Raw genomic sequence first — 17,377 nt, 5'->3', positions numbered from 1 at the left:
CCGTGGGTTATACCCTAAGAGCAAACCACCCTTTTTAAGGGTGGTTCTGATTTCACGGCACCTTGTCTCAAATGCGACCCGCTCGCTGACGTTGCCAAAATATCGGCGTTGCCGTGGCTGGTAAATAGCTCCACTCATCGGGGACGTACTTAAATGAGTACCCGCAGAATGAAAGTGGATAATCTCCCGTTTTTGGGCTGTGCTTTGGGCAAAAGTGGGAGATTATCCACGCTCATCCGGTAAGCGTCCAAAAATCCACGCTCATTTGCCGTGTCCCTGCCGTATCCTCCTCGCACCAGTTTCTGTCGAGTCGGTGCTTCTTGCGGGTTGCCCGTATAATGGTTTGCGTATGAACCGCAACCAAGGAGTTCCAGTTTATGGACCAGAACCTTTTTAAATTCGACCTGATTGCCGAGGATCCGACGACGCACGCGCGCGCCGGCGTGCTGCACACCCCGCACGGCGACATCGAGACGCCGATCTTTATGCCCGTGGGCACCAAGGCAAACGTCAAGGGCATTCCTACCGAGACTGTCAAGAAGCTCGGCGCCCAGATCGTGCTCGCCAATACCTATCATCTGTCCATGCGTCCCGGCGAGGATACCATCGCCGAGCTGGGCGGCCTGCACAAGTTCATGAACTGGCACGGCCCCATCCTCACCGACTCGGGCGGTTTCCAGGTCTTCAGCCACAACGATGCCGTCAAGCTCACCGATGAGGGCGTGCGCTTTATCGTCAACGATTACGACGGCCGCCACGTGTTTTGGACGCCCGAGGACAACATGGAAATCGCCATGAAACTCGGCTCCGATATCTGCATGCAGCTCGACCAGTGCCCGGGCTATCCCGCCACGCGCGCCTACGTTGAGCGCGCCGTTGAGCTGTCGAGCATGTGGGCCGAGCGCTGCTATAAGGCGCATACCCGCGATGACCAGGCGCTCTTTGGCATCGTTCAGGGCGGCATGCACCTGGATCTGCGCCTGCGTTCGCTGCGCCATCTGGAGGAGTGCGGCGACTTCCCGGGCTATGGTATCGGTGGCTATTCGGTGGGCGAGGATCACGAGACCATGTTCGAGACCCTGGCGCCGCTCGTGAGCGAGTACATGCCCAAGCATAAGCCGCGCTACCTGATGGGTGTCGGCAACCCGACCACGCTCGTGCGCGGCGTTGGCGTGGGCATCGACATGTTTGACTGCGTGCTGCCGACGCGCACCGGCCGTATGGGCACGGCATTCTCCAGCGAGGGTCGCCTCAACTTCCGCAACGCTCGCTTTGCGCACGACGACGGTCCCATCGATCCCACCTGCACCTGCCCGGTGTGCACGGGCGGTTACAGCCGTGCGCTCATCCGTCACATGGTCACGCAGAAGGAGATGCTCGGCGGCATTCTGCTTTCGATGCACAACATCTACTACCTGCTCAACCTTATGCAGCGGGCCCGCCAGGCCATTATCGAGGGCCGCTACGGCGCGTTCGTGAGCGACTGGATGAACAGCCCTGCGGCGGTGGATTACTAAGAGCAGCACGGGCGCTTGCAGAGCGCGGGCAACGGCAAGGGGCGAGCGCCGGCCGGTCATCACGTTTGCTAACACCGCTTGCGCGACCGATGACCGATAGCTTGCAAGCACTTGATGCATCGTGGGTACCATACCGAATAGTTGATGTTCGGGCGGGTGTTTGACGCATGGCGTCGACCCCGCCCGCTTTTCTTTTTCTCGATAGGAGTACCCATGATTAAGAATGAGAACGTCGAGGGCGAGCCTGCCTACGACGAGACGTACCGCCGCGGCCCCGTGGTCATGCGCGGCCCCATGATTCCCAAGGACAACACCTACGCCAACCTGCTGGCGCCCGAGGACTCGACCGACTGGTTGCACACCGACCCCTGGCGCGTGCTGCGCATTCAGGCAGAGTTCGTTGATGGTTTTGGCGCACTTGCCGAGCTTGGTCCTGCGGTGACCATCTTCGGCAGTGCCCGCACGCCCAAGACCGATCCGCTCTACAAGGCGGCACGCGCCGTTGGCCGCAAGATCGCCCAGCGCGGCGTGGCGGTTATCACCGGCGGTGGTCCCGGCGTCATGGAGGCGGCCAACAGGGGAGCGGCGAGCGCCAACGGCAAGTCGGTCGGCTTGGGTATCGAGCTTCCGCACGAGCAGGGGCTCAATAAATACGTGAACCTCGGCATGGACTTCCGCTACTTCTTTGTGCGCAAAACCATGTTCGTTAAGTACAGCTCGGGCGCCATCGTATTTCCCGGCGGCTTTGGCACGCTCGACGAGATGTTCGAGGTTCTCACGCTGGTGCAGACGCACAAGGTCAAGCGCATGCCGCTCGTGCTGGTGGGCACCGAGTACTGGCAGGGCCTATTCGACTGGCTCAACGGCCCGGTGATGAGCACCGGTATGATTAGCCCGCTCGATCCGGATCTGGTACACATTACCGACGACCTCAACGAGGCCGTTGACATTGCGCTCAGCGGGCTGATGTAGATCAATCGTGCCCACGCGACATGAATACGCATGGCAATCTGATGTTATCTAACATCAGATTGCCATTTATATTGGGTATACTGGTGTAAAAGACGAGGGCGAGGAGGTCGCAAATGTCTACAGCAACAGTTAAGCCTACGACGGTTCGAATCGAAGAGGGGCTCAAGGAGCAGGCGACTGAGTTCTTGGATTCGGTCGGCCTCAGCCTCAATTCCTATCTCAATCTTGCCGTTCGGCAGCTGGTAAATCAGCGAAAGATTCCTTTTGAGATTGTAGGAAGGGCGGAGGTGCCCAACGAGGTGACGAGGCGCGCCATGGTGATCGCCGAGGCTCATGAGCTGGGGATTTTGCCGGACGATAGCCTGTCATTCAATAACGCTGATGAGCTTATGTCATTCCTCGATGAGGAATAGCGATGTTCGAGATTAAAGTCGAGGCTCAATTTAAGGTGGACTACAAACGAACGATGCGCATGCATCCGCAGCTAAAAAGTGAGTTTAAAGCGGCGGTTGCAGAGCTTGTGGCTCATGGGTCACTTCCGGCGGAGTATGGCGCCCACGAGCTCTCAAACCCGGGCGGAAACTACAACGGCCACATCGATTTCCACCTATCCGATGGCTTGGTCGATGTGGTCGTTCTTTATCTTCCCCATAAGACTAACCCAGTGATTAGGCTGGTGAGAATGGGCACTCATCAGGAACTGTTTCAGGGTCCGCTGGGCTGATCGCCGATTTCTAAGTTGCGGTGGAATAGGGATTGATTTGCGGCTGATAAGCCAAAAACAGTTCCTATTCCACCGCAAGTGGTAAAGGTGCCCCTAGTGGATGGGCTGGTAGCGGGGGCAGTAGCTGATGGCGATGGCGTCGACGCCTACATGGGTGGCGATGGTGCAGCCGATGGGGCCGGTGCCGGCGTCTACGTAATCCTGGCCCGCGAGTGCCTCGTTGACAAGTTCCTGCTCCTCGGCGGCGCCGGTCGTGAGCACACGCACGCTTGAGCCCGGGTGCTCGTCCAAAAACGCGAGGCAATCTGCCATGGTGTTGGCGACGATGCGCTTGGCGCCGCGGCCCTTTTTGATGGCCTTGATCTCGCCCGATTTCCACTCCGGCGAAACGGCCAGGCGAATGTTGAGCATCTGCGTGAGCTGGCCGGCAAGCTTGGGCGCGCGGCCGTTCTTAACGAGGTTCTCGAGCGTGCGGGGAATCAGCAGCAGGTGGGCGTCGGGCAGGGCCGCGCGGATCTGCGCCTCGGTCTCGTCCAGGCTGCGGCCGTCCTCGCGCATAGCCAGCGCGTACTCCACCAGCAGGCCCTCGGCGCCCGAGCCGGTGCGCGAATCGATGCAGCGCACGTCGAGCTCGTGGGTCTCGGCGACCAGGCATGCGTTGGAATAGCAGGCGGACCACTCGCTGCACAGCGAGATAAAGATCGCGCTGTCGTGGCCATCGGCGCGTACGCGGTCAAACAGCGCCTTGAACTCGCCGGCGCTCGGCTGCGAGGTGTGCGGCAGCTGCTCGGAGCCGGCCATGCGGGCGACGTATTCCTCGGCGGTAATCTGCACCTGGTCGAGCAGGTCCTCGCCCTCGATAATCACATGCAGCGGAATCACGTAAATGCCGAGCTCTTGGGCACGGGCGGGGGAGATGTCCGACGTGGAGTCGGTTATGATGGCAAAAGACATAATTGCACCTTTCGTTGGGGCGCGGCAGCGCCGCCTTCTGAAAGCAAAGTGCGACAAGTATAGTGGAGTTGCTCTACATTGCTAGGTTCAATTGTTGAATAGTCAACAGTTTGAAGCGGTGGTGTGGAAATCATCAACTGGGGAAGAAGGGTGCCGATGGCGGCATTGCAACTTTGCGAGCGGCCGGTTGTGCTGTTCGATTTTGACGGCACGGTGGCCGATACGGGTCGGGCAGTGATGACCTCGACGCGCAAGACGCTGGCTGCGCGCGGGTTTTCGGAGACGCAGATGGGTGATCTGCGCCGCATGATCGGGCCGCCCCTGTGGAAGAGCTTTCACGACTTTTACGGCTTTTCCCGCGAGGAGTCGCTTGTGGTGGCCGATGAGTACCGCGCCTTTTTTGATGAACTGGGACCGGAGGAGTATCCCGTGTTCAATGGGGTCCCCGAGCTGCTGGATGGGTTGGTCGCCCGGGGCAAGCGTATGGCCGTGGCGACGTCACGCATGGAGGCCAAGTGCATCGACATGGTGCATGAGCTCGGGCTCTCTCAGTTTGAGGCGGTGATTGGCATGAATCCGCCGCAGGGACGCGAGACCAAGGCCGATTCGGTCCGCGATGCCCTGGCGGCGCTCGGCGCGACGGCCGACGATGCCGTGATGATCGGCGATCGCTTTAACGATGTGGAGGGCGCGCACGCAATGGGCGTGCCGTGCATCGGCATCTATTCGGGCGCGGCGGCGCCGGGCGAGCACGAGGCGGCGGGTGCCGATGCGGTGGTGCACTCGGTGGCCGAGCTTGCTAAACTTTTCGCTATCTAATGACGTAATGTGAGGGGCGAGCGCGCTCGCCGCTCATTGGTAAGGAGGTCGTCCATGAATCAGGTGGAGCAGAGCGTCGCCGAGTATGTCGACGAGGTCTGGGAAGATGTCGTCGCCGATATCGAGCAGCTGGTGAGCTATCCGTCCGTGGCAGTTTCTGCCGATGCAGAGCCCGGCGCGCCGTTTGGCCGCCCGGTCCGTGACGCGCTCGACTGTGCGCTCGGCATCGCGCAGAAGCTCGGCTACCAGACAAGCGATGACGAAGGCTACGTGGGCATCGCCGACATTCCCGGCCGCGGCGACAAGCAGCTCGCGACTATTTGCCATGTGGACGTGGTGCCCGCCGGTCCCGGCTGGAACACCGATCCGTTTGCGATGGAGCGCCGCGAGGGCTGGCTGCTCGGCCGCGGCGTGATCGACGACAAGGGTCCGGCCGTGCTGTCGCTCTACGCCGGCGCCTACCTGCTCAAGCATGGCATTGTGCCGCGCTACACCTTCCGCGCGCTGCTGGGCTGCGATGAGGAAGTGGGCATGTCCGACGTTCACCATTATCTGGAGAATTACGCGAACCCCGACTTTCTGTTTACGCCCGATGCCGAGTTCCCGGTCTGCAATGCCGAGAAGGGTCAGTTTGGGGCGACGCTTGTGAGCCCCAAGATCGACGGCGGGCGCATTGTGTCCTGGAGCGGTGCCGAGGCGAGCAACGCCATTCCGTCGCAGTCTATCTGCGAGCTGGCGATTGCCGCCGAGGAGCTGCCGGCGCCCGTCGAAAACGCCGATCGCCTTGAGATTACGACGCTCGACAACGGTCATGCGCAGATTTTTGCCCACGGTATCGGCGGCCATGCCTCGATGCCCGAGGGAACGATTAATGCCGTCGGCCTGATCGTGGGGTATCTGCGCGAGGTGGAGGATACGTTTGGCGCACGCAACGAGCGCCTGCTGGCGCCTGCCGAGCACGAGTTTGTCAAGTTTTTGGCCTTTGTGCATGCGGACGCCTATGGTCGCGGCCTGGGTATCGACGCGACGAGCCCGGCGTTTGGCCCGCTCACCTGCAACCCCGGCGTCATTCGTGTGGCAGATGGCCACATTGAGCAGGTCATCGACGTGCGCTTCCCCGATAGCACGAGCGCCGATACCATCCGTGAGCAGCTCGAGCCGCTCGTGGGCCGCTTTGGCGTGACGTGCCGCGTGGGTCGTACAAAGGTGCCGTTCTCGGTCTCTGCCGACGACCCGGCCGTGAAGGCGCTCATCGATACCTACAACGAGTTTACGGGCAAGCATGCAGAGCCCTTTGCCATGGGCGGCGGCACGTACGCGCGCAATTTTGCCCGCGCCGTCTCGTTTGGCCCCGAGGAGACCGGTCTGGAGCTGCCCGAGTGGGGCGGCCAGATGCACGGTCCCAACGAGTGCGCCAACGAGGAACAGCTCAAGCAGGCGCTCAAGATTTATATCGTGGCGATCTTACGTTTGAACGAGCTTGAGCTTTAAGGCTGCGGCGTTTTAACAACTTAGCACCCCTTTCGTCCGGGCTTTTTAAGTTGCGGTGGAATAGTTCCTAGAATGGGCCATTTGATGGCCAAGCAGGAACTATTTCACCGCAACTTTGTTTTTATTGGTGTAAAAGGCGGGTCATGCTTGGTGGCGGGTTTGTTATTCGTTTGTAAAGCCGAGCCGCGCTTGCGGTAAGGGTCTATCAGATGCCCGTAATAAAGCGCAGCTGACGCGGGCGCTGCCCGATCGAGACCGTATCTTTCCAAACAGCAAAGCGGGCAGGGTGCCCGCGAGTCGCTTGTATGAAAGGAAGATCATGCTCGATCAGGCTTATTCTCGTCGTCAGTTCCTCGGCCTCGCTGGTGGTCTTGCCAGCATCGTCGGTCTCGGTCTCGTTGGTTGCGGCGGCGCAGGCGCAACCGACGCCGCCGACAAGGGTAGCGCCGCTGCTGCCGAGTCCGTCTCGGGTGAGGTAACCTACGACGGCGCCTCCTCGTTCCAGGCTCTCGTCGAGGCTGCTGCCGAGAAGTTTATGGATGCCAACCCCGACGTCTCCGTCTCCGGTTCGGGCAACGGTTCGGGCAAGGGCCTGACCGCTGTCGCCGCCGGCACCGTCACCATCGGTAATTCCGATGTCTTCGCCGAGACCAAGCTCGAGGCCGATCAGGTCAAGAACCTCGTCGATCACGAGGTCGCCGTCGTGGGCATGGGCCCCGTCGTCTCCAAGAACGTGACAGTCGACGACCTGACCCTCGAGCAGCTCAAGGGCATCTTCTCCGGCCAGATCACCAACTGGAAGGAGGTCGGCGGCGACGACGCCAAGATCGTCGTTCTCAACCGCAAGGCCGGCTCCGGCACCCGCGCCACCTTCGAGGCCGCCGTCTTTGGCGACGAGGCCGTCGACTTTAAGGGCGACGCCGAGCTCGACAAGTCCGGCGATGTCCAGACTCAGATGGGCAGCACCGACAACGCCATCTCCTACCTTGACTTCTCGCACTTCGATGACTCCAAGTTCAACGCCATCATGGTCGAGGGCGTCGAGCCCAAGAGCACAAACGTCACCGACGACTCCTTCAAGATCTGGGCGACCGAGCACATGTACTGTGCTAAGGACGCCGACGAGGCCACCAAGGCCTTCCTGGAGTTCATGCTTTCCGACGACGTCCAGGGCAAGCTCGTCGAGGAGCAGGGCTTTATTCCCGTTTCTGCCATGAAGGTCGTCAAGGACGCCAGTGGCAAGGTCTCCGCTAAATAAGTAATCGCCCCCGGAAAGGTTTGCAATGGCAAAACAGCTGCCAAAGCGCGAGCTTGAGAACGTGGGCCTGGGCGTCACGGGTGCGTGCGTAGCGCTCGTGACGCTTGTCGTTGCCGCGCTCATCTTTATGGTCGCCCAAAAGGGCCTCTCGGCTTTTTTCAAGGACGGCGTCTCGATCGTCGAGTTTTTTATCGGTACCAAGTGGGACCTGGCCAACACGGCCGAAAACGGCCTGCCCTACACTGGCGCCCTGCCCCTGATCGTCACCTCGTTTGCGGTCATGGTGCTCTCCACGCTCATCGCACTGCCCATCGCCATCGGCTCTGCCATCTTTGCGGTCGAGATTCAGCCTAAGTTTGGCTCCAAGGTTTTTCAGCCGCTCATTGAGCTTTTGACCGGTATTCCCTCGGTCGTCTTTGGCCTGATCGGTTTTCACGTGGTCGTCGGCCTTATGAAGAGCGTTTTCCACGTGAGCACGGGTCTGGGTATCTTGCCCGGCGCTATCGTGCTGGCAGTCATGATTCTGCCGACGATGACCACGCTTTCGGTCGATGGCCTGCGCGCCGTGCCCGATAGCTACCGCCAGGGTTCGCTCGCGCTGGGCTACACCCGCTGGCAGACCATCTGGCACGTGGTGCTCAAGTCCGCCATGCCCTCGCTCATGACCGCAGTCATCCTTGGCATGACCCGCGCCTTTGGCGAGACGCTCGCCGTGCGCATGGTCATTGGCGGCATCGAGGCCATGCCGACGTCGCTGCTGTCGCCGGCGTCTACCATCACCACCACGCTCACCACGTCCATGGCGGTCTATGCCGAGGGCTCGGCCCAGGACGACATCCTGTGGGCGCTCGGCCTGCTGCTGATGGGCATGAGCCTCATCTTTATCCTGATCATCCATCTCATTGGCCGCAAGGGGGCGAAGGCTCGTGGCTAGCACGCGCATCCATATCGACGAGGCGAGACTCGGGCGTGTCCAAAAGCAGGACCGCATCGCCACGGGCGTGCTGACGGCGATTGTCGCCATCGTCATGCTTATCGTCGTCTCCATGGTGGCCTACATCCTGTTCGAGGGTATCTCGACGCTGTTCCAGCCGGGCTTTCTCACGCAGCCCGCACGCGCCAACGGAACGCAGGGCGGCGTGCTCTACCAGCTGTTCGACTCGTTCTATCTGCTGCTGATTACCCTGATCATCTCGGTGCCCATCAGCCTGGGCGGCGCGGTCTTCCTAGTTGAATACGCGCCCGACGGTCCCATTCGCGACATCGCCTCGACCGCCATCGAGACGTTGTCTTCGCTGCCCTCCATCGTCGTCGGCATGTTCGGCTTTCTGGTGTTCTCGGTGCAGCTGGGCTGGAAGTACTCCATCATTTCCGGCGCCGTCGCGCTCACCATGTTCAACATCCCCATCCTGGTGCGCGTGATTCAGCAGGCGCTCGAGGACGTGCCGCAGGCCCAGCGCGATGCGTGCCTGGCCATGGGCCTCACTCGCTGGGAGGCCACACTGCACATCCTGATTCCCGAGGCCATGCCCGCCATCGTGACCGGCATCGTGCTTTCGGCCGGCCGCGTGTTTGGCGAGGCCGCGGCGCTGCTCTTTACCTCGGGCATGAGCTCGCCGGTCCGCCTCAACTTCTTGAGCTTTAACCTGTCGAGCCCCACCTGCGCCTGGAACGTGTTCCGTCCCGGCGAGTCGCTGGCCGTGCACATCTACAAGATCTATGGCGAGGGCAGCCCCGAGGCCCAGCAGATCGTCTGGGGCACCGCGGCACTGCTGATGATTTGCGTGCTGCTGTTTAACGTAGTCGCCCGTATCGTGGGCAAGCAACTGGCAAGGAAGATGACGGCCGAATGAGCGATATGAATGCAACGCCCGCAACCGAGGCGGCCACGTCCGACACCCCCCAGGACTTTCTGTCGAGCGTGGGGGAGAGCGAGAGGCGCGTGCGCGTGAGCGGCAAGGCCGTGAGCGACGAGGTCGTGCTCTCCGCCAAGGGCGTCAACGTGTACTATGGCGACCACCATGCGCTGCACAATACGTCGCTCGACTTCCACAAGGGTGAGATCACGGCGCTCATCGGGCCTTCGGGCTGCGGCAAGTCGACCTTCTTGCGTAGCCTCAACCTGATGAATCGCGAGATTCGCCGCTGTCGCGTGGAGGGCGAGATCAACTACCGCGGGCGCAACGTGAACACCAAGACCGAGAACACGTACGAGCTGCGTCGCTCCATCGGCATGGTGTTCCAGCAGCCAAACCCCTTCCGCAAGTCCATTCGCGACAACATCACCTTTGCGCCCAAGCGCCACGGCATCACCGACCGTGACGAGCTCGACCGCATGGTCGAGGAAAGTCTGCGCGGTGCCGCGCTGTGGGACGAGGTCAAAGACAAGCTCGACAAGAGCGCCTACGCGCTTTCGGGCGGTCAGCAGCAGCGTCTGTGCATTGCGCGCACGCTGGCGCTCAACCCCGACGTAATCCTGTTTGACGAGCCCTGCTCGGCGCTCGACCCCATCTCGACGCTGGCGATCGAGGACCTCATGTCGTCGATCGTGGCCGACCGCGCCATCGTCATCGTGACGCACAACATGGAGCAGGCGTCGCGCGTGTCCAACCGCACGGCGTTTTTCTACATGGGCGATATGGTCGAGTACGACGAGACCGACGAGATTTTCCAACGGCCCAAGGATAAGCGGCTGAATGATTACCTCACCGGCATGTTCTCCTAGTCCGGGACATGCTTGAGGCCCGCGGCGGCCACGGTTGCCGCGGGACTGATTGGAGAGGCGGGTCATCTCTTGCGGGAGATGGCCCGCCTTTTTGTGTCGTGTGCCGGTGCGCTTGCCCAAAACCACCACGAAGGCGCCCGTCCCCTTTGTGGTGGTTTTCGCTATCATGGAGAACGTTGAATTTCTACGAAGGAGCAGGGCATATGGCGATTCTTTTGGGATGCGATTCCGTCAGCCTAGAGTTTCCCACCAAGCATATTTTCGATAGCGTGACGCTCGGCGTGGGCGAGGGCGACCGCATTGGTATTGTCGGTAAAAACGGCGACGGCAAGTCGACGCTGCTGAGCGTGCTCGCCGGCACGCTGGAGCCCGATGACGGACGCGTGACGCACCGCCGCGGCATCACGATCGGTCTACTCGGCCAAAAGGACCAGCTTGTCGATACCGATACCGTGCATCATGCCGTTGTGGGTGACGCCCCCGAGTACGAGTGGGCGTCGAGCCCCCGTACGCGCCAGATTCTGGCCGGTCTTATTAGCGATGTGCCCTGGGAGGGCATGGTAGGCGAGCTCTCGGGCGGTCAGCGCCGCCGCGTGGACCTCGCGCGCCTGCTGAGCGGCGACTATGACGTGCTCATGCTCGATGAGCCCACCAACCATCTGGACATGCGCACCATCAACTGGCTTGCGCGTCACTTAAAGGCCCGCTGGCAGCGCGGTCAGGGCGCGATGCTCGTGGTCACGCACGATCGCTGGTTCTTGGACGAGGTCTGCACCAGCATGTGGGAGGTTCACGACGGCCAGGTCGATCCCTTCGAGGGCGGCTATTCGGCATATATCCTGCAGCGCGTGGAACGCGACCGCATGGCCGCGGTTACCGAGGAGCGCCGTCGCAACATGGCACGTAAGGAGCTCGCGTGGCTGAGCCGCGGTGCCCAGGCGCGCTCCACCAAGCCCAAGTTTCGCGTGGATGCCGCTCGCGAGCTGATCGCCGACGTGCCGCCCGTGCGTGACGAGCTGGAGCTCAAGCGCCTGGCCGTGAGCCGCCTGGGCAAGCAAGTTATCGATGTGGTCGACGTGGACGCCGGCTATGCGGATACCGATGGCGCGCCCAAGCAGGTGCTCAACGACGTGACCTGGCTCATTGGTGCGGGCGACCGCTATGGTCTTTTGGGCGAGAACGGCGCCGGCAAGTCGACTTTGCTCGACGTGATCCAGGGCAAGATCGCGCCCCTGCGCGGCCGCGTGAAGATCGGCCAGACGGTGCGCTTTGGCGTGCTGTCGCAGCAGCTCGAGGAGCTCGAACCCTACATGGGCGACACGATCCGCGAGGTGCTCAGCCACTATAAGAAGTACTACGTCATTGACGGCAAGGAGACTTCACCCGAGAAGCTCTGCGAGCGTCTGGGCTTTACGACGCAGCAGCTCTGGAGCCGCATCGGCGATCTTTCGGGCGGCCAGCGCCGTCGCCTGTCGCTGCTGCTGACGATCCTGGACGAGCCCAACGTGCTCATCCTGGACGAGCCCGGCAACGACCTGGATACCGACATGCTGGCGATTGTCGAGGACTTGCTGGACGGCTGGCCCGGCACGCTGATTCTGGTGACGCACGACCGCTTTTTGATGGAGCGCGTGACCGACCAGCAGTGGGCGCTGCTCGACGGCCACCTGACGCATATGCCCGGCGGCGTCGACCAGTACCTGCGCCTGTGCAACGCCACCGCCGAGGGCGAGCCCGTGGGTGCACCGAGCGCCAAGACCGGTACGTTCGACACCGGTGCCGCGGCGGCTGCGGCCGAAAAGCCCAAGTCGAGCGGTCAGCCCAACGGCCTTTCCAACGCCGAACGCCAGAAGCTTCGCCGCGAGGTGAGCTCGCTCGAGCGCAAAATGGAGACGCAGCGCGCCCGCGTTGAGGAGGCCGAGGCAGCAATGGCCCAGGTCGATCCCACCAACTACACGGCGCTGGGCGAGCAGCAGGCAAAGATCGACGAGGCCCACGCCGCCATGGACGAGCTGGAGATGGCGTGGCTCGAGGCGAGCGAGAAGCTCGAGGGCGAGGAGTAGGCGAGGATGATCAAGGCCGCGTTTTTCGATATCGACGGTACGCTGCTGAGCTTTAAGACCCATCGGATTCCGGCGTCGGCGCAGCAGGTGCTCGACAGCTTTCGCGAGCAGGGGATCGCGTGCGTGATCGCCACGGGTCGCCCGACCTATCAGATGCCCGATTGGCTATTCGATCTTGGTTGGGATGCGTACATTACGCTTTCGGGCCAGCACTGCTTTGATGCCGAGGGGGTTTACCGCAGCTGCCCGATCGATCCGGACGACGTCGCGGTGATCGTGGACCAGGTGGCCGAGGGGCGCTACGACTCGCTGTGCATGCAGGGCGAGAACTCGTTTGTGAACCGCCTGTCCGAGCGCGTGGTGACGGCCGGTAGCAACGCGGGAATCGTCTACCACGAGGAACCGTTTGAGCACGCTTTTGACGCGCCGGTTTACCAGTTCTGCGCCTTTGTGGACCCGGCCGACGAGCATATCGTGACCGATGCGGTGTCGCATTCGCTCACTACGCGCTGGTGCGATCTGTTCTGCGACATTATTCCGGCAAACGGCGGCAAGGACCTGGGTGTGGCGGCGACGCTGGAGCGCCTGGGCATCGACGCGAGCGAGGCGATTGCCTTTGGCGATGGCGAGAACGACCTGTCGATGTTCTCGGCCGTGGGCACAAGTGTGGCCATGGGCAACGCGCAGGATACCGTGAAGGCCGCAGCGACCTACGTGACGACCGCCGTAGACGACGACGGCATTTACAACGCCGCCAAGCACTTTGGGCTACTGTAGCTGCGGCCGGCACTTAGGGACGTTCCTTTTCTGCCGGCAGCTGGGGACACTCCTTGCGGGGCGTCCCCATTTTGTTTTCGTCCCGCATGTTTTGTGAAACACGGCTAACTTTTAGGCAAAGTAGTAAGACATGGGCAACTTTTGCGGTAAAGTAAATCAAGCAAAAGTATCCAAAGGCTAACTAGAAGCCATCGCGAAAGGCGGCCCATGGCCCTACGTGAATCCGGAGAAGACTATCTCGAATCGATCTACGTCCTATCGGAACGTCAGGGCATCGTGCGCTCGATCGACGTTGCCGAATACTTGGGCGTAACCAAAGCAAGCGTCTCTAAAGCCATGGCGGCCTTGGAGAGCACCGGCTACGTGGAGATGGGCAAACGCGACGTGCATCTGACGGAACGCGGTCTTGAGGTTGCCCGTCAAATGTGGGAGCGCCACTGCTTTTTTGTAGGTCTGCTAGAGGACGCAGGCGTAACGCCCGAGGTCGCGTCGCAAGAGGGCTGCCACATGGAGCACTGCCTGAGCGAGGAGAGCTTCGAGAAGCTAAGATCGATGCTGAGACGGGAAGATGTAGCGGGTCCAACAATAGAAGCCTAACTGACCCACAGTAGCGCGGAGTTCACGCAAAGCGCGAACCAGCGACCGGGACCAGCGGCCCTTTCGGCCAAGTCCATTTCAGCAAAGGAACCCCGCCAGCAAGCGATGCCCAAGAACCGCCAGCTGTGTCAATGCAGGCCGGGGCCGGGCTTGGTTTTGAAAACACTCCGCAGCGCGAGGCCCGCCTTTCCGTTGCTCCGCAGGAGCAAGAAAGACGGGCCTCATGCGCGAGGACGTTTTCAAAACCAAGCCCGGCCCCGGCCGGAGGGACCACGAGCGCTACAGGTTCTTGACACCCATCGCGCGCATGGCGTTCAGGATGGCGATGATCGCCACGCCTACGTCGCCAAAGACGGCAAGCCAAATATTGGCGATACCCAGCGCTGCCAGCACAAGGATCAGCAGCTTAATGCCCAGCGCAAAGATTATGTTCTGCCAAACAATCGACATGGTCTTGCGCGCCACGCGGATCGCGCGGGAAATGTTGGACGGCTTGTCGTCCATCAGCACCACGTCGGCGGCCTCGATCGCGGCGTCGGAGCCCATGGCGCCCATGGCAATGCCCACATCGGCGCGCGTAAGCACAGGAGCGTCGTTGATACCGTCGCCGACAAAGGCGAGCTTGCCCTTGCCACTTTCGGCCGCGAGTAGCGCCTCAACGCGCTCGACCTTGTCGCCCGGCAGGAGCTGCGCGTGGAACTCGTCGAGACCGAGTTGCTTGGCCACAGACGCTGCAACCTCCTCGCGGTCGCCCGTGAGCATGACGGTGCGGTTGATACCGGCGGCATGCAGGTCGCGAATCGTTTGCTCCGCATCGGCCTTAACGGTGTCTGCAATCACGATGTGGCCGGCGTACACGCCGTCAACGAGCACGTGAAGGATCGTACCGACGACCTCGCAATTGGGAGCGTCGATACCGGCCGCAGCAAGCATCTTGGCGTTGCCGACGACGACATGTTTGCTGTCGATAGTCGCCGTCACGCCATGGCCCGCGTCGTTGGCGGAGTCGCTTACGCGCTTGGGATCGAGCTCGCCCTGGAAGGCGGTGCGCACCGACTGCGCGATGGGATGGTCGGAGAACGACTCGGCGAGGGCTGCGACCTCGAGTAGCGACTGCTCGGTATAGCCTGCCTCGGGGTGCACCGCGACGACCGAGAACGTGCCGTTGGTGAGGGTGCCCGTCTTGTCAAAGACGACGGTGTCCACATCGGCGAGCGTCTCGAGGTAGTTGGAACCCTTGATGAGAACGCCCAGCTTGGACGCGCCGCCGATGCCGCCAAAGAAACTGAGCGGCACGCTGATCACGAGCGCACACGGGCAGCTGACGACCAGGAAGGTCAGGCCGCGCAGGATCCAGTCGGACCAGGCGCCGGTGACCAAACCGCCGCCGAGCGCGAGTACCGCGGCCGCGCCGGTGACGGCGGGCGTGTAGACGCGGGCGAAGCGCGTGATGAAGTTCTCGGTGCGCGCCTTCTTTTCGCTGGCATTCTCCACGAGTTCCAGGACGCGCGCGACGGTGGACTCGCCAAAGGGCTTGGTGGTGCGCACGTGGATGAGGCCCGTCATGTTGATGCAACCGCTGATGATATCGTCTCCGGTTTTGGCCGGACGGGGGACTGACTCGCCAGTAAGGGCGGCGGTATCGAGCTGTGTCTCGCCTTCGACGATGATGCCGTCGATGGGCACGCGCTCGCCAGGCTTGACGACGATGACGGTGCCGACGGCGATGTCATCGGGGAAGACTTGCTCGAGCGTGCCGTCGGGCTGCTCGACGTTAGCGTAGTCGGGCGCGATGTCCATCATGGCACTGATCGACTTGCGGCTCTTGCCCACAGCGTATGCCTGGAACAGCTCGCCGACCTGGTAGAACAGCATGACGGCGGCGCCTTCGGCCATGTGCGGGTCGGTATCGGGGAAGAGCACCATGGCAAACGCGCCGATGGTCGCGACTGCCATAAGGAAACTCTCGTCGAAGGCCTTGCCGCGGCGGATGTTATTGAATGCCTTTTGCAGTACGTCGTATCCGGCAATCAAAAACGGCACGAGGAACAGCGCGAAGCTGGCGTAGATGTTGCCGGGCTCCCCAAATGCGATAGTGAGGGCGCCGAGCTCGTCGAGGGCATAAACAACGGCAAAAACGCCCAGTGCTACCAGGATGCGGTTGCGCTTGTGCTCAAGGGACTCTTTCTTCTTGCGCTTCTTCTTTTTCTTTTTGGGATCGGCGGCTGCCATGATTCAAACCTCCCATTTGAGTGTATGAACACTTGCTCATATAATTTCGCGAGCAAAGGCCGCGGCAAGCGCGGCCTCGCAGGTCAACGTATGCGCGGGTTAGAGAATGATCTCGCAGTCCGGCTCGGCGTCGGCGGTGAACTCAACGACGCGGTCCAGGACCTCGTCGAACTTGGCGTCGTCGGCCTCGAGCGTCAGCTTCTGGGTCATAAAGTTGACCGAAACGGACTTGACGCCCTCGAGCTTGGCAAGTTCGTCCTGAAGCTCGCGCGCGCAGTTGGCGCAATCGATCTCGTCGAGCTTAAACTGCTTTTTCATGGTGGGTTCCTTTCCCTGTGTTAGCGGTCTGGGTGCCGGCCGCGCTGATACCGTGGGTGATTGCTATTCGCAGATATGGCTCATGCCCTGGTTAAGCATGGTGTAGACGTGATCGTCGGCGAGCGAGTAGAGAATGTTGCGGCCGTCGCGGCGGAACTTGACCAGGTGCGACTGCTTAAGCGTGCGCAGCTGGTGCGATACTGCCGACTGCGAGGTTGCGGTCGCCTCGGCGATGTCGGCCACGCAGAGCTCGCGGCCCATGAGGGCATAGAGAATCTTGATGCGTGTGGTGTCGCTGAAGACCTTGAACAGGTCGGCCAGGTCGTACAACAGCTCCTCGTCGGGAAGGTCCTCGGGCGAGCAGGTGGTGGGGACGATCGGCTCGGTGGCCTCGATGCCAGTCTTTGTTTCATCAGCGTGGCTGCTCATTGCAATATCCTTTCATATGAACATGCGCTCATATAACTTACTTCCGATTATATGAGCGCATGTTCATATGTCAATGACGTTCAGGTAATTCGTCGCACAAAATGATGGGGAATAGTGGACGAGATTCCGGACTGAGCGGTTTTGATAGCCGATGCCGGGGTGGGTGCCCCCGCGCCGTGCAAAAATTGGAGTATTCTGCAACTATAGGGGGTCCGTTAATCTATTCCAGGCCAAATAAAGCTGCTCAAGAGTTATCCAAGGGCGGTAAACAGACAAGGTCTTCCTCAAATGTTGCCTAACGTTCCCGTTCGATAGCGTTTTTGTTTCTCATTTGGATTAACTTGTGGGTGCTGGAGGGCCGACCCTGCTGAATACTCGCAATTTTGCACATCGCTAGGGTACCCACCTTGTTAGCCGGTCTAGCTTCCGGCCCCGAAGATTCTGCCCTCGGTGGCGCGCGCAGACGTGGTGTAAGAGCGTCCCGAGGTCCGTCGCTGCAAG

At 61.3% G+C, this 17,377-nt stretch carries 17 protein-coding genes; 13 read left to right on the top strand and 4 right to left on the bottom strand.

Annotated elements, in window-relative coordinates; genetic code table 11:
• Positions 1–377 precede the first annotated feature (377 nt).
• The 4 genes from tgt (at position 378) to DW645_RS09300 (ending at position 3,213) form a co-directional block, all read left to right on the top strand.
• Positions 378–1,517, top strand: coding sequence for a tRNA guanosine(34) transglycosylase Tgt (gene tgt / locus DW645_RS09315; protein ID WP_055250876.1), 1,140 nt, complete (start codon positions 378–380; stop codon positions 1,515–1,517).
• Positions 1,518–1,730: 213 nt separating this feature from the next.
• Complete coding sequence (locus DW645_RS09310) at positions 1,731–2,489, top strand: TIGR00730 family Rossman fold protein (RefSeq protein WP_117564470.1); 759 nt, start codon at positions 1,731–1,733, stop codon at positions 2,487–2,489.
• A 113-nt stretch (positions 2,490–2,602) separates the two neighbouring features.
• Positions 2,603–2,902, top strand: a complete 300-nt coding sequence (locus tag DW645_RS09305) for a type II toxin-antitoxin system RelB/DinJ family antitoxin (protein WP_055250873.1) — start codon at positions 2,603–2,605, stop codon at positions 2,900–2,902.
• Positions 2,903–2,904: 2 nt separating this feature from the next.
• Positions 2,905–3,213 carry a type II toxin-antitoxin system YafQ family toxin gene (locus DW645_RS09300; RefSeq protein ID WP_055250871.1) on the top strand — a complete coding sequence of 103 codons (309 nt, stop codon included), beginning with the start codon at positions 2,905–2,907 and terminating at the stop codon, positions 3,211–3,213.
• Between the two features lie 93 nt (positions 3,214–3,306).
• On the opposite strand, the gene DW645_RS09295 is transcribed toward DW645_RS09300, so the two are convergent.
• Positions 3,307–4,167: a DegV family protein gene (locus DW645_RS09295; protein ID WP_117735923.1), complete on the bottom strand. Its 861-nt coding sequence runs from the start codon at positions 4,165–4,167 to the stop codon at positions 3,307–3,309.
• Between the two features lie 156 nt (positions 4,168–4,323).
• Between DW645_RS09295 and DW645_RS09290 the strand changes: the two genes are divergently transcribed.
• The 9 genes from DW645_RS09290 (at position 4,324) to DW645_RS09250 (ending at position 13,897) form a co-directional block, all read left to right on the top strand.
• Positions 4,324–4,986 carry an HAD hydrolase-like protein gene (locus DW645_RS09290; protein WP_117786414.1) on the top strand — a complete coding sequence of 221 codons (663 nt, stop codon included), beginning with the start codon at positions 4,324–4,326 and terminating at the stop codon, positions 4,984–4,986.
• A gap of 54 nt (positions 4,987–5,040) precedes the next feature.
• Entirely contained in the window at positions 5,041–6,477 is a 1,437-nt protein-coding gene (locus DW645_RS09285; RefSeq protein ID WP_118227312.1) for a M20 family metallopeptidase, read from the top strand.
• Positions 6,478–6,796: 319 nt separating this feature from the next.
• Positions 6,797–7,735 carry a phosphate ABC transporter substrate-binding protein gene (locus DW645_RS09280; protein WP_117629065.1) on the top strand — a complete coding sequence of 313 codons (939 nt, stop codon included), beginning with the start codon at positions 6,797–6,799 and terminating at the stop codon, positions 7,733–7,735.
• 25 nt (positions 7,736–7,760) lie between these two features.
• Positions 7,761–8,669 (top strand): phosphate ABC transporter permease subunit PstC, encoded by a 909-nt coding sequence (gene pstC, locus DW645_RS09275; protein ID WP_117629066.1) that lies wholly within the window; start codon positions 7,761–7,763, stop codon positions 8,667–8,669.
• Positions 8,662–9,588, top strand: coding sequence for a phosphate ABC transporter permease PstA (pstA, locus tag DW645_RS09270; protein WP_082435615.1), 927 nt, complete (start codon positions 8,662–8,664; stop codon positions 9,586–9,588). The genes pstC and pstA overlap by 8 nt, the downstream gene beginning before the upstream one ends.
• On the top strand, positions 9,585–10,460 hold the full coding sequence (pstB, locus tag DW645_RS09265) for a phosphate ABC transporter ATP-binding protein PstB (RefSeq protein WP_199576466.1): 876 nt from the start codon (positions 9,585–9,587) through the stop codon (positions 10,458–10,460). Before pstA ends, pstB begins: the two co-directional genes overlap by 4 nt.
• 203 nt (positions 10,461–10,663) lie before the next feature.
• Complete coding sequence (locus tag DW645_RS09260; RefSeq protein ID WP_118227310.1) at positions 10,664–12,523, top strand: ABC-F family ATP-binding cassette domain-containing protein; 1,860 nt, start codon at positions 10,664–10,666, stop codon at positions 12,521–12,523.
• A gap of 6 nt (positions 12,524–12,529) precedes the next feature.
• Positions 12,530–13,300 carry a Cof-type HAD-IIB family hydrolase gene (locus DW645_RS09255; protein ID WP_118227309.1) on the top strand — a complete coding sequence of 257 codons (771 nt, stop codon included), beginning with the start codon at positions 12,530–12,532 and terminating at the stop codon, positions 13,298–13,300.
• Between the two features lie 207 nt (positions 13,301–13,507).
• Positions 13,508–13,897, top strand: coding sequence for a metal-dependent transcriptional regulator (locus DW645_RS09250; protein ID WP_118227308.1), 390 nt, complete (start codon positions 13,508–13,510; stop codon positions 13,895–13,897).
• Positions 13,898–14,176: 279 nt separating this feature from the next.
• Here the strand turns inward: DW645_RS09250 and DW645_RS09245 are convergent, their stop codons facing one another.
• From DW645_RS09245 to DW645_RS09235, 3 genes are all read right to left on the bottom strand, one after another.
• Positions 14,177–16,129, bottom strand: coding sequence for a heavy metal translocating P-type ATPase (locus DW645_RS09245; protein ID WP_199576465.1), 1,953 nt, complete (start codon positions 16,127–16,129; stop codon positions 14,177–14,179).
• A gap of 99 nt (positions 16,130–16,228) precedes the next feature.
• On the bottom strand, positions 16,229–16,447 hold the full coding sequence (locus DW645_RS09240) for a cation transporter (RefSeq protein ID WP_089572082.1): 219 nt from the start codon (positions 16,445–16,447) through the stop codon (positions 16,229–16,231).
• A 63-nt stretch (positions 16,448–16,510) separates the two neighbouring features.
• Positions 16,511–16,876, bottom strand: coding sequence for a helix-turn-helix transcriptional regulator (locus tag DW645_RS09235; protein WP_055252065.1), 366 nt, complete (start codon positions 16,874–16,876; stop codon positions 16,511–16,513).
• Positions 16,877–17,377: the final 501 nt, after the last annotated feature.

It is taken from the genome of Collinsella sp. AM23-17 (assembly GCF_003470945.1).
GTDB lineage: Bacteria > Actinomycetota > Coriobacteriia > Coriobacteriales > Coriobacteriaceae > Collinsella > Collinsella aerofaciens_O.
Note: the sequence above shows the minus strand (reverse complement) of the source record. Positions and strands in the feature narration are given on the sequence as shown.

Coding starts and splice junctions, on each gene's coding strand:
- tgt (WP_055250876.1), top strand. CDS start 378: ATGGACCAGAACCTTTTTAAATTCGACCTGATTGCCGAGGATCCGACG.
- DW645_RS09310 (WP_117564470.1), top strand. CDS start 1,731: ATGATTAAGAATGAGAACGTCGAGGGCGAGCCTGCCTACGACGAGACG.
- DW645_RS09305 (WP_055250873.1), top strand. CDS start 2,603: ATGTCTACAGCAACAGTTAAGCCTACGACGGTTCGAATCGAAGAGGGG.
- DW645_RS09300 (WP_055250871.1), top strand. CDS start 2,905: ATGTTCGAGATTAAAGTCGAGGCTCAATTTAAGGTGGACTACAAACGA.
- DW645_RS09295 (WP_117735923.1), bottom strand. CDS start 4,167: ATGTCTTTTGCCATCATAACCGACTCCACGTCGGACATCTCCCCCGCC.
- DW645_RS09290 (WP_117786414.1), top strand. CDS start 4,324: ATGGCGGCATTGCAACTTTGCGAGCGGCCGGTTGTGCTGTTCGATTTT.
- DW645_RS09285 (WP_118227312.1), top strand. CDS start 5,041: ATGAATCAGGTGGAGCAGAGCGTCGCCGAGTATGTCGACGAGGTCTGG.
- DW645_RS09280 (WP_117629065.1), top strand. CDS start 6,797: ATGCTCGATCAGGCTTATTCTCGTCGTCAGTTCCTCGGCCTCGCTGGT.
- pstC (WP_117629066.1), top strand. CDS start 7,761: ATGGCAAAACAGCTGCCAAAGCGCGAGCTTGAGAACGTGGGCCTGGGC.
- pstB (WP_199576466.1), top strand. CDS start 9,585: ATGAGCGATATGAATGCAACGCCCGCAACCGAGGCGGCCACGTCCGAC.
- DW645_RS09260 (WP_118227310.1), top strand. CDS start 10,664: ATGGCGATTCTTTTGGGATGCGATTCCGTCAGCCTAGAGTTTCCCACC.
- DW645_RS09255 (WP_118227309.1), top strand. CDS start 12,530: ATGATCAAGGCCGCGTTTTTCGATATCGACGGTACGCTGCTGAGCTTT.
- DW645_RS09250 (WP_118227308.1), top strand. CDS start 13,508: ATGGCCCTACGTGAATCCGGAGAAGACTATCTCGAATCGATCTACGTC.
- DW645_RS09245 (WP_199576465.1), bottom strand. CDS start 16,129: ATGGCAGCCGCCGATCCCAAAAAGAAAAAGAAGAAGCGCAAGAAGAAA.
- DW645_RS09240 (WP_089572082.1), bottom strand. CDS start 16,447: ATGAAAAAGCAGTTTAAGCTCGACGAGATCGATTGCGCCAACTGCGCG.
- DW645_RS09235 (WP_055252065.1), bottom strand. CDS start 16,876: ATGAGCAGCCACGCTGATGAAACAAAGACTGGCATCGAGGCCACCGAG.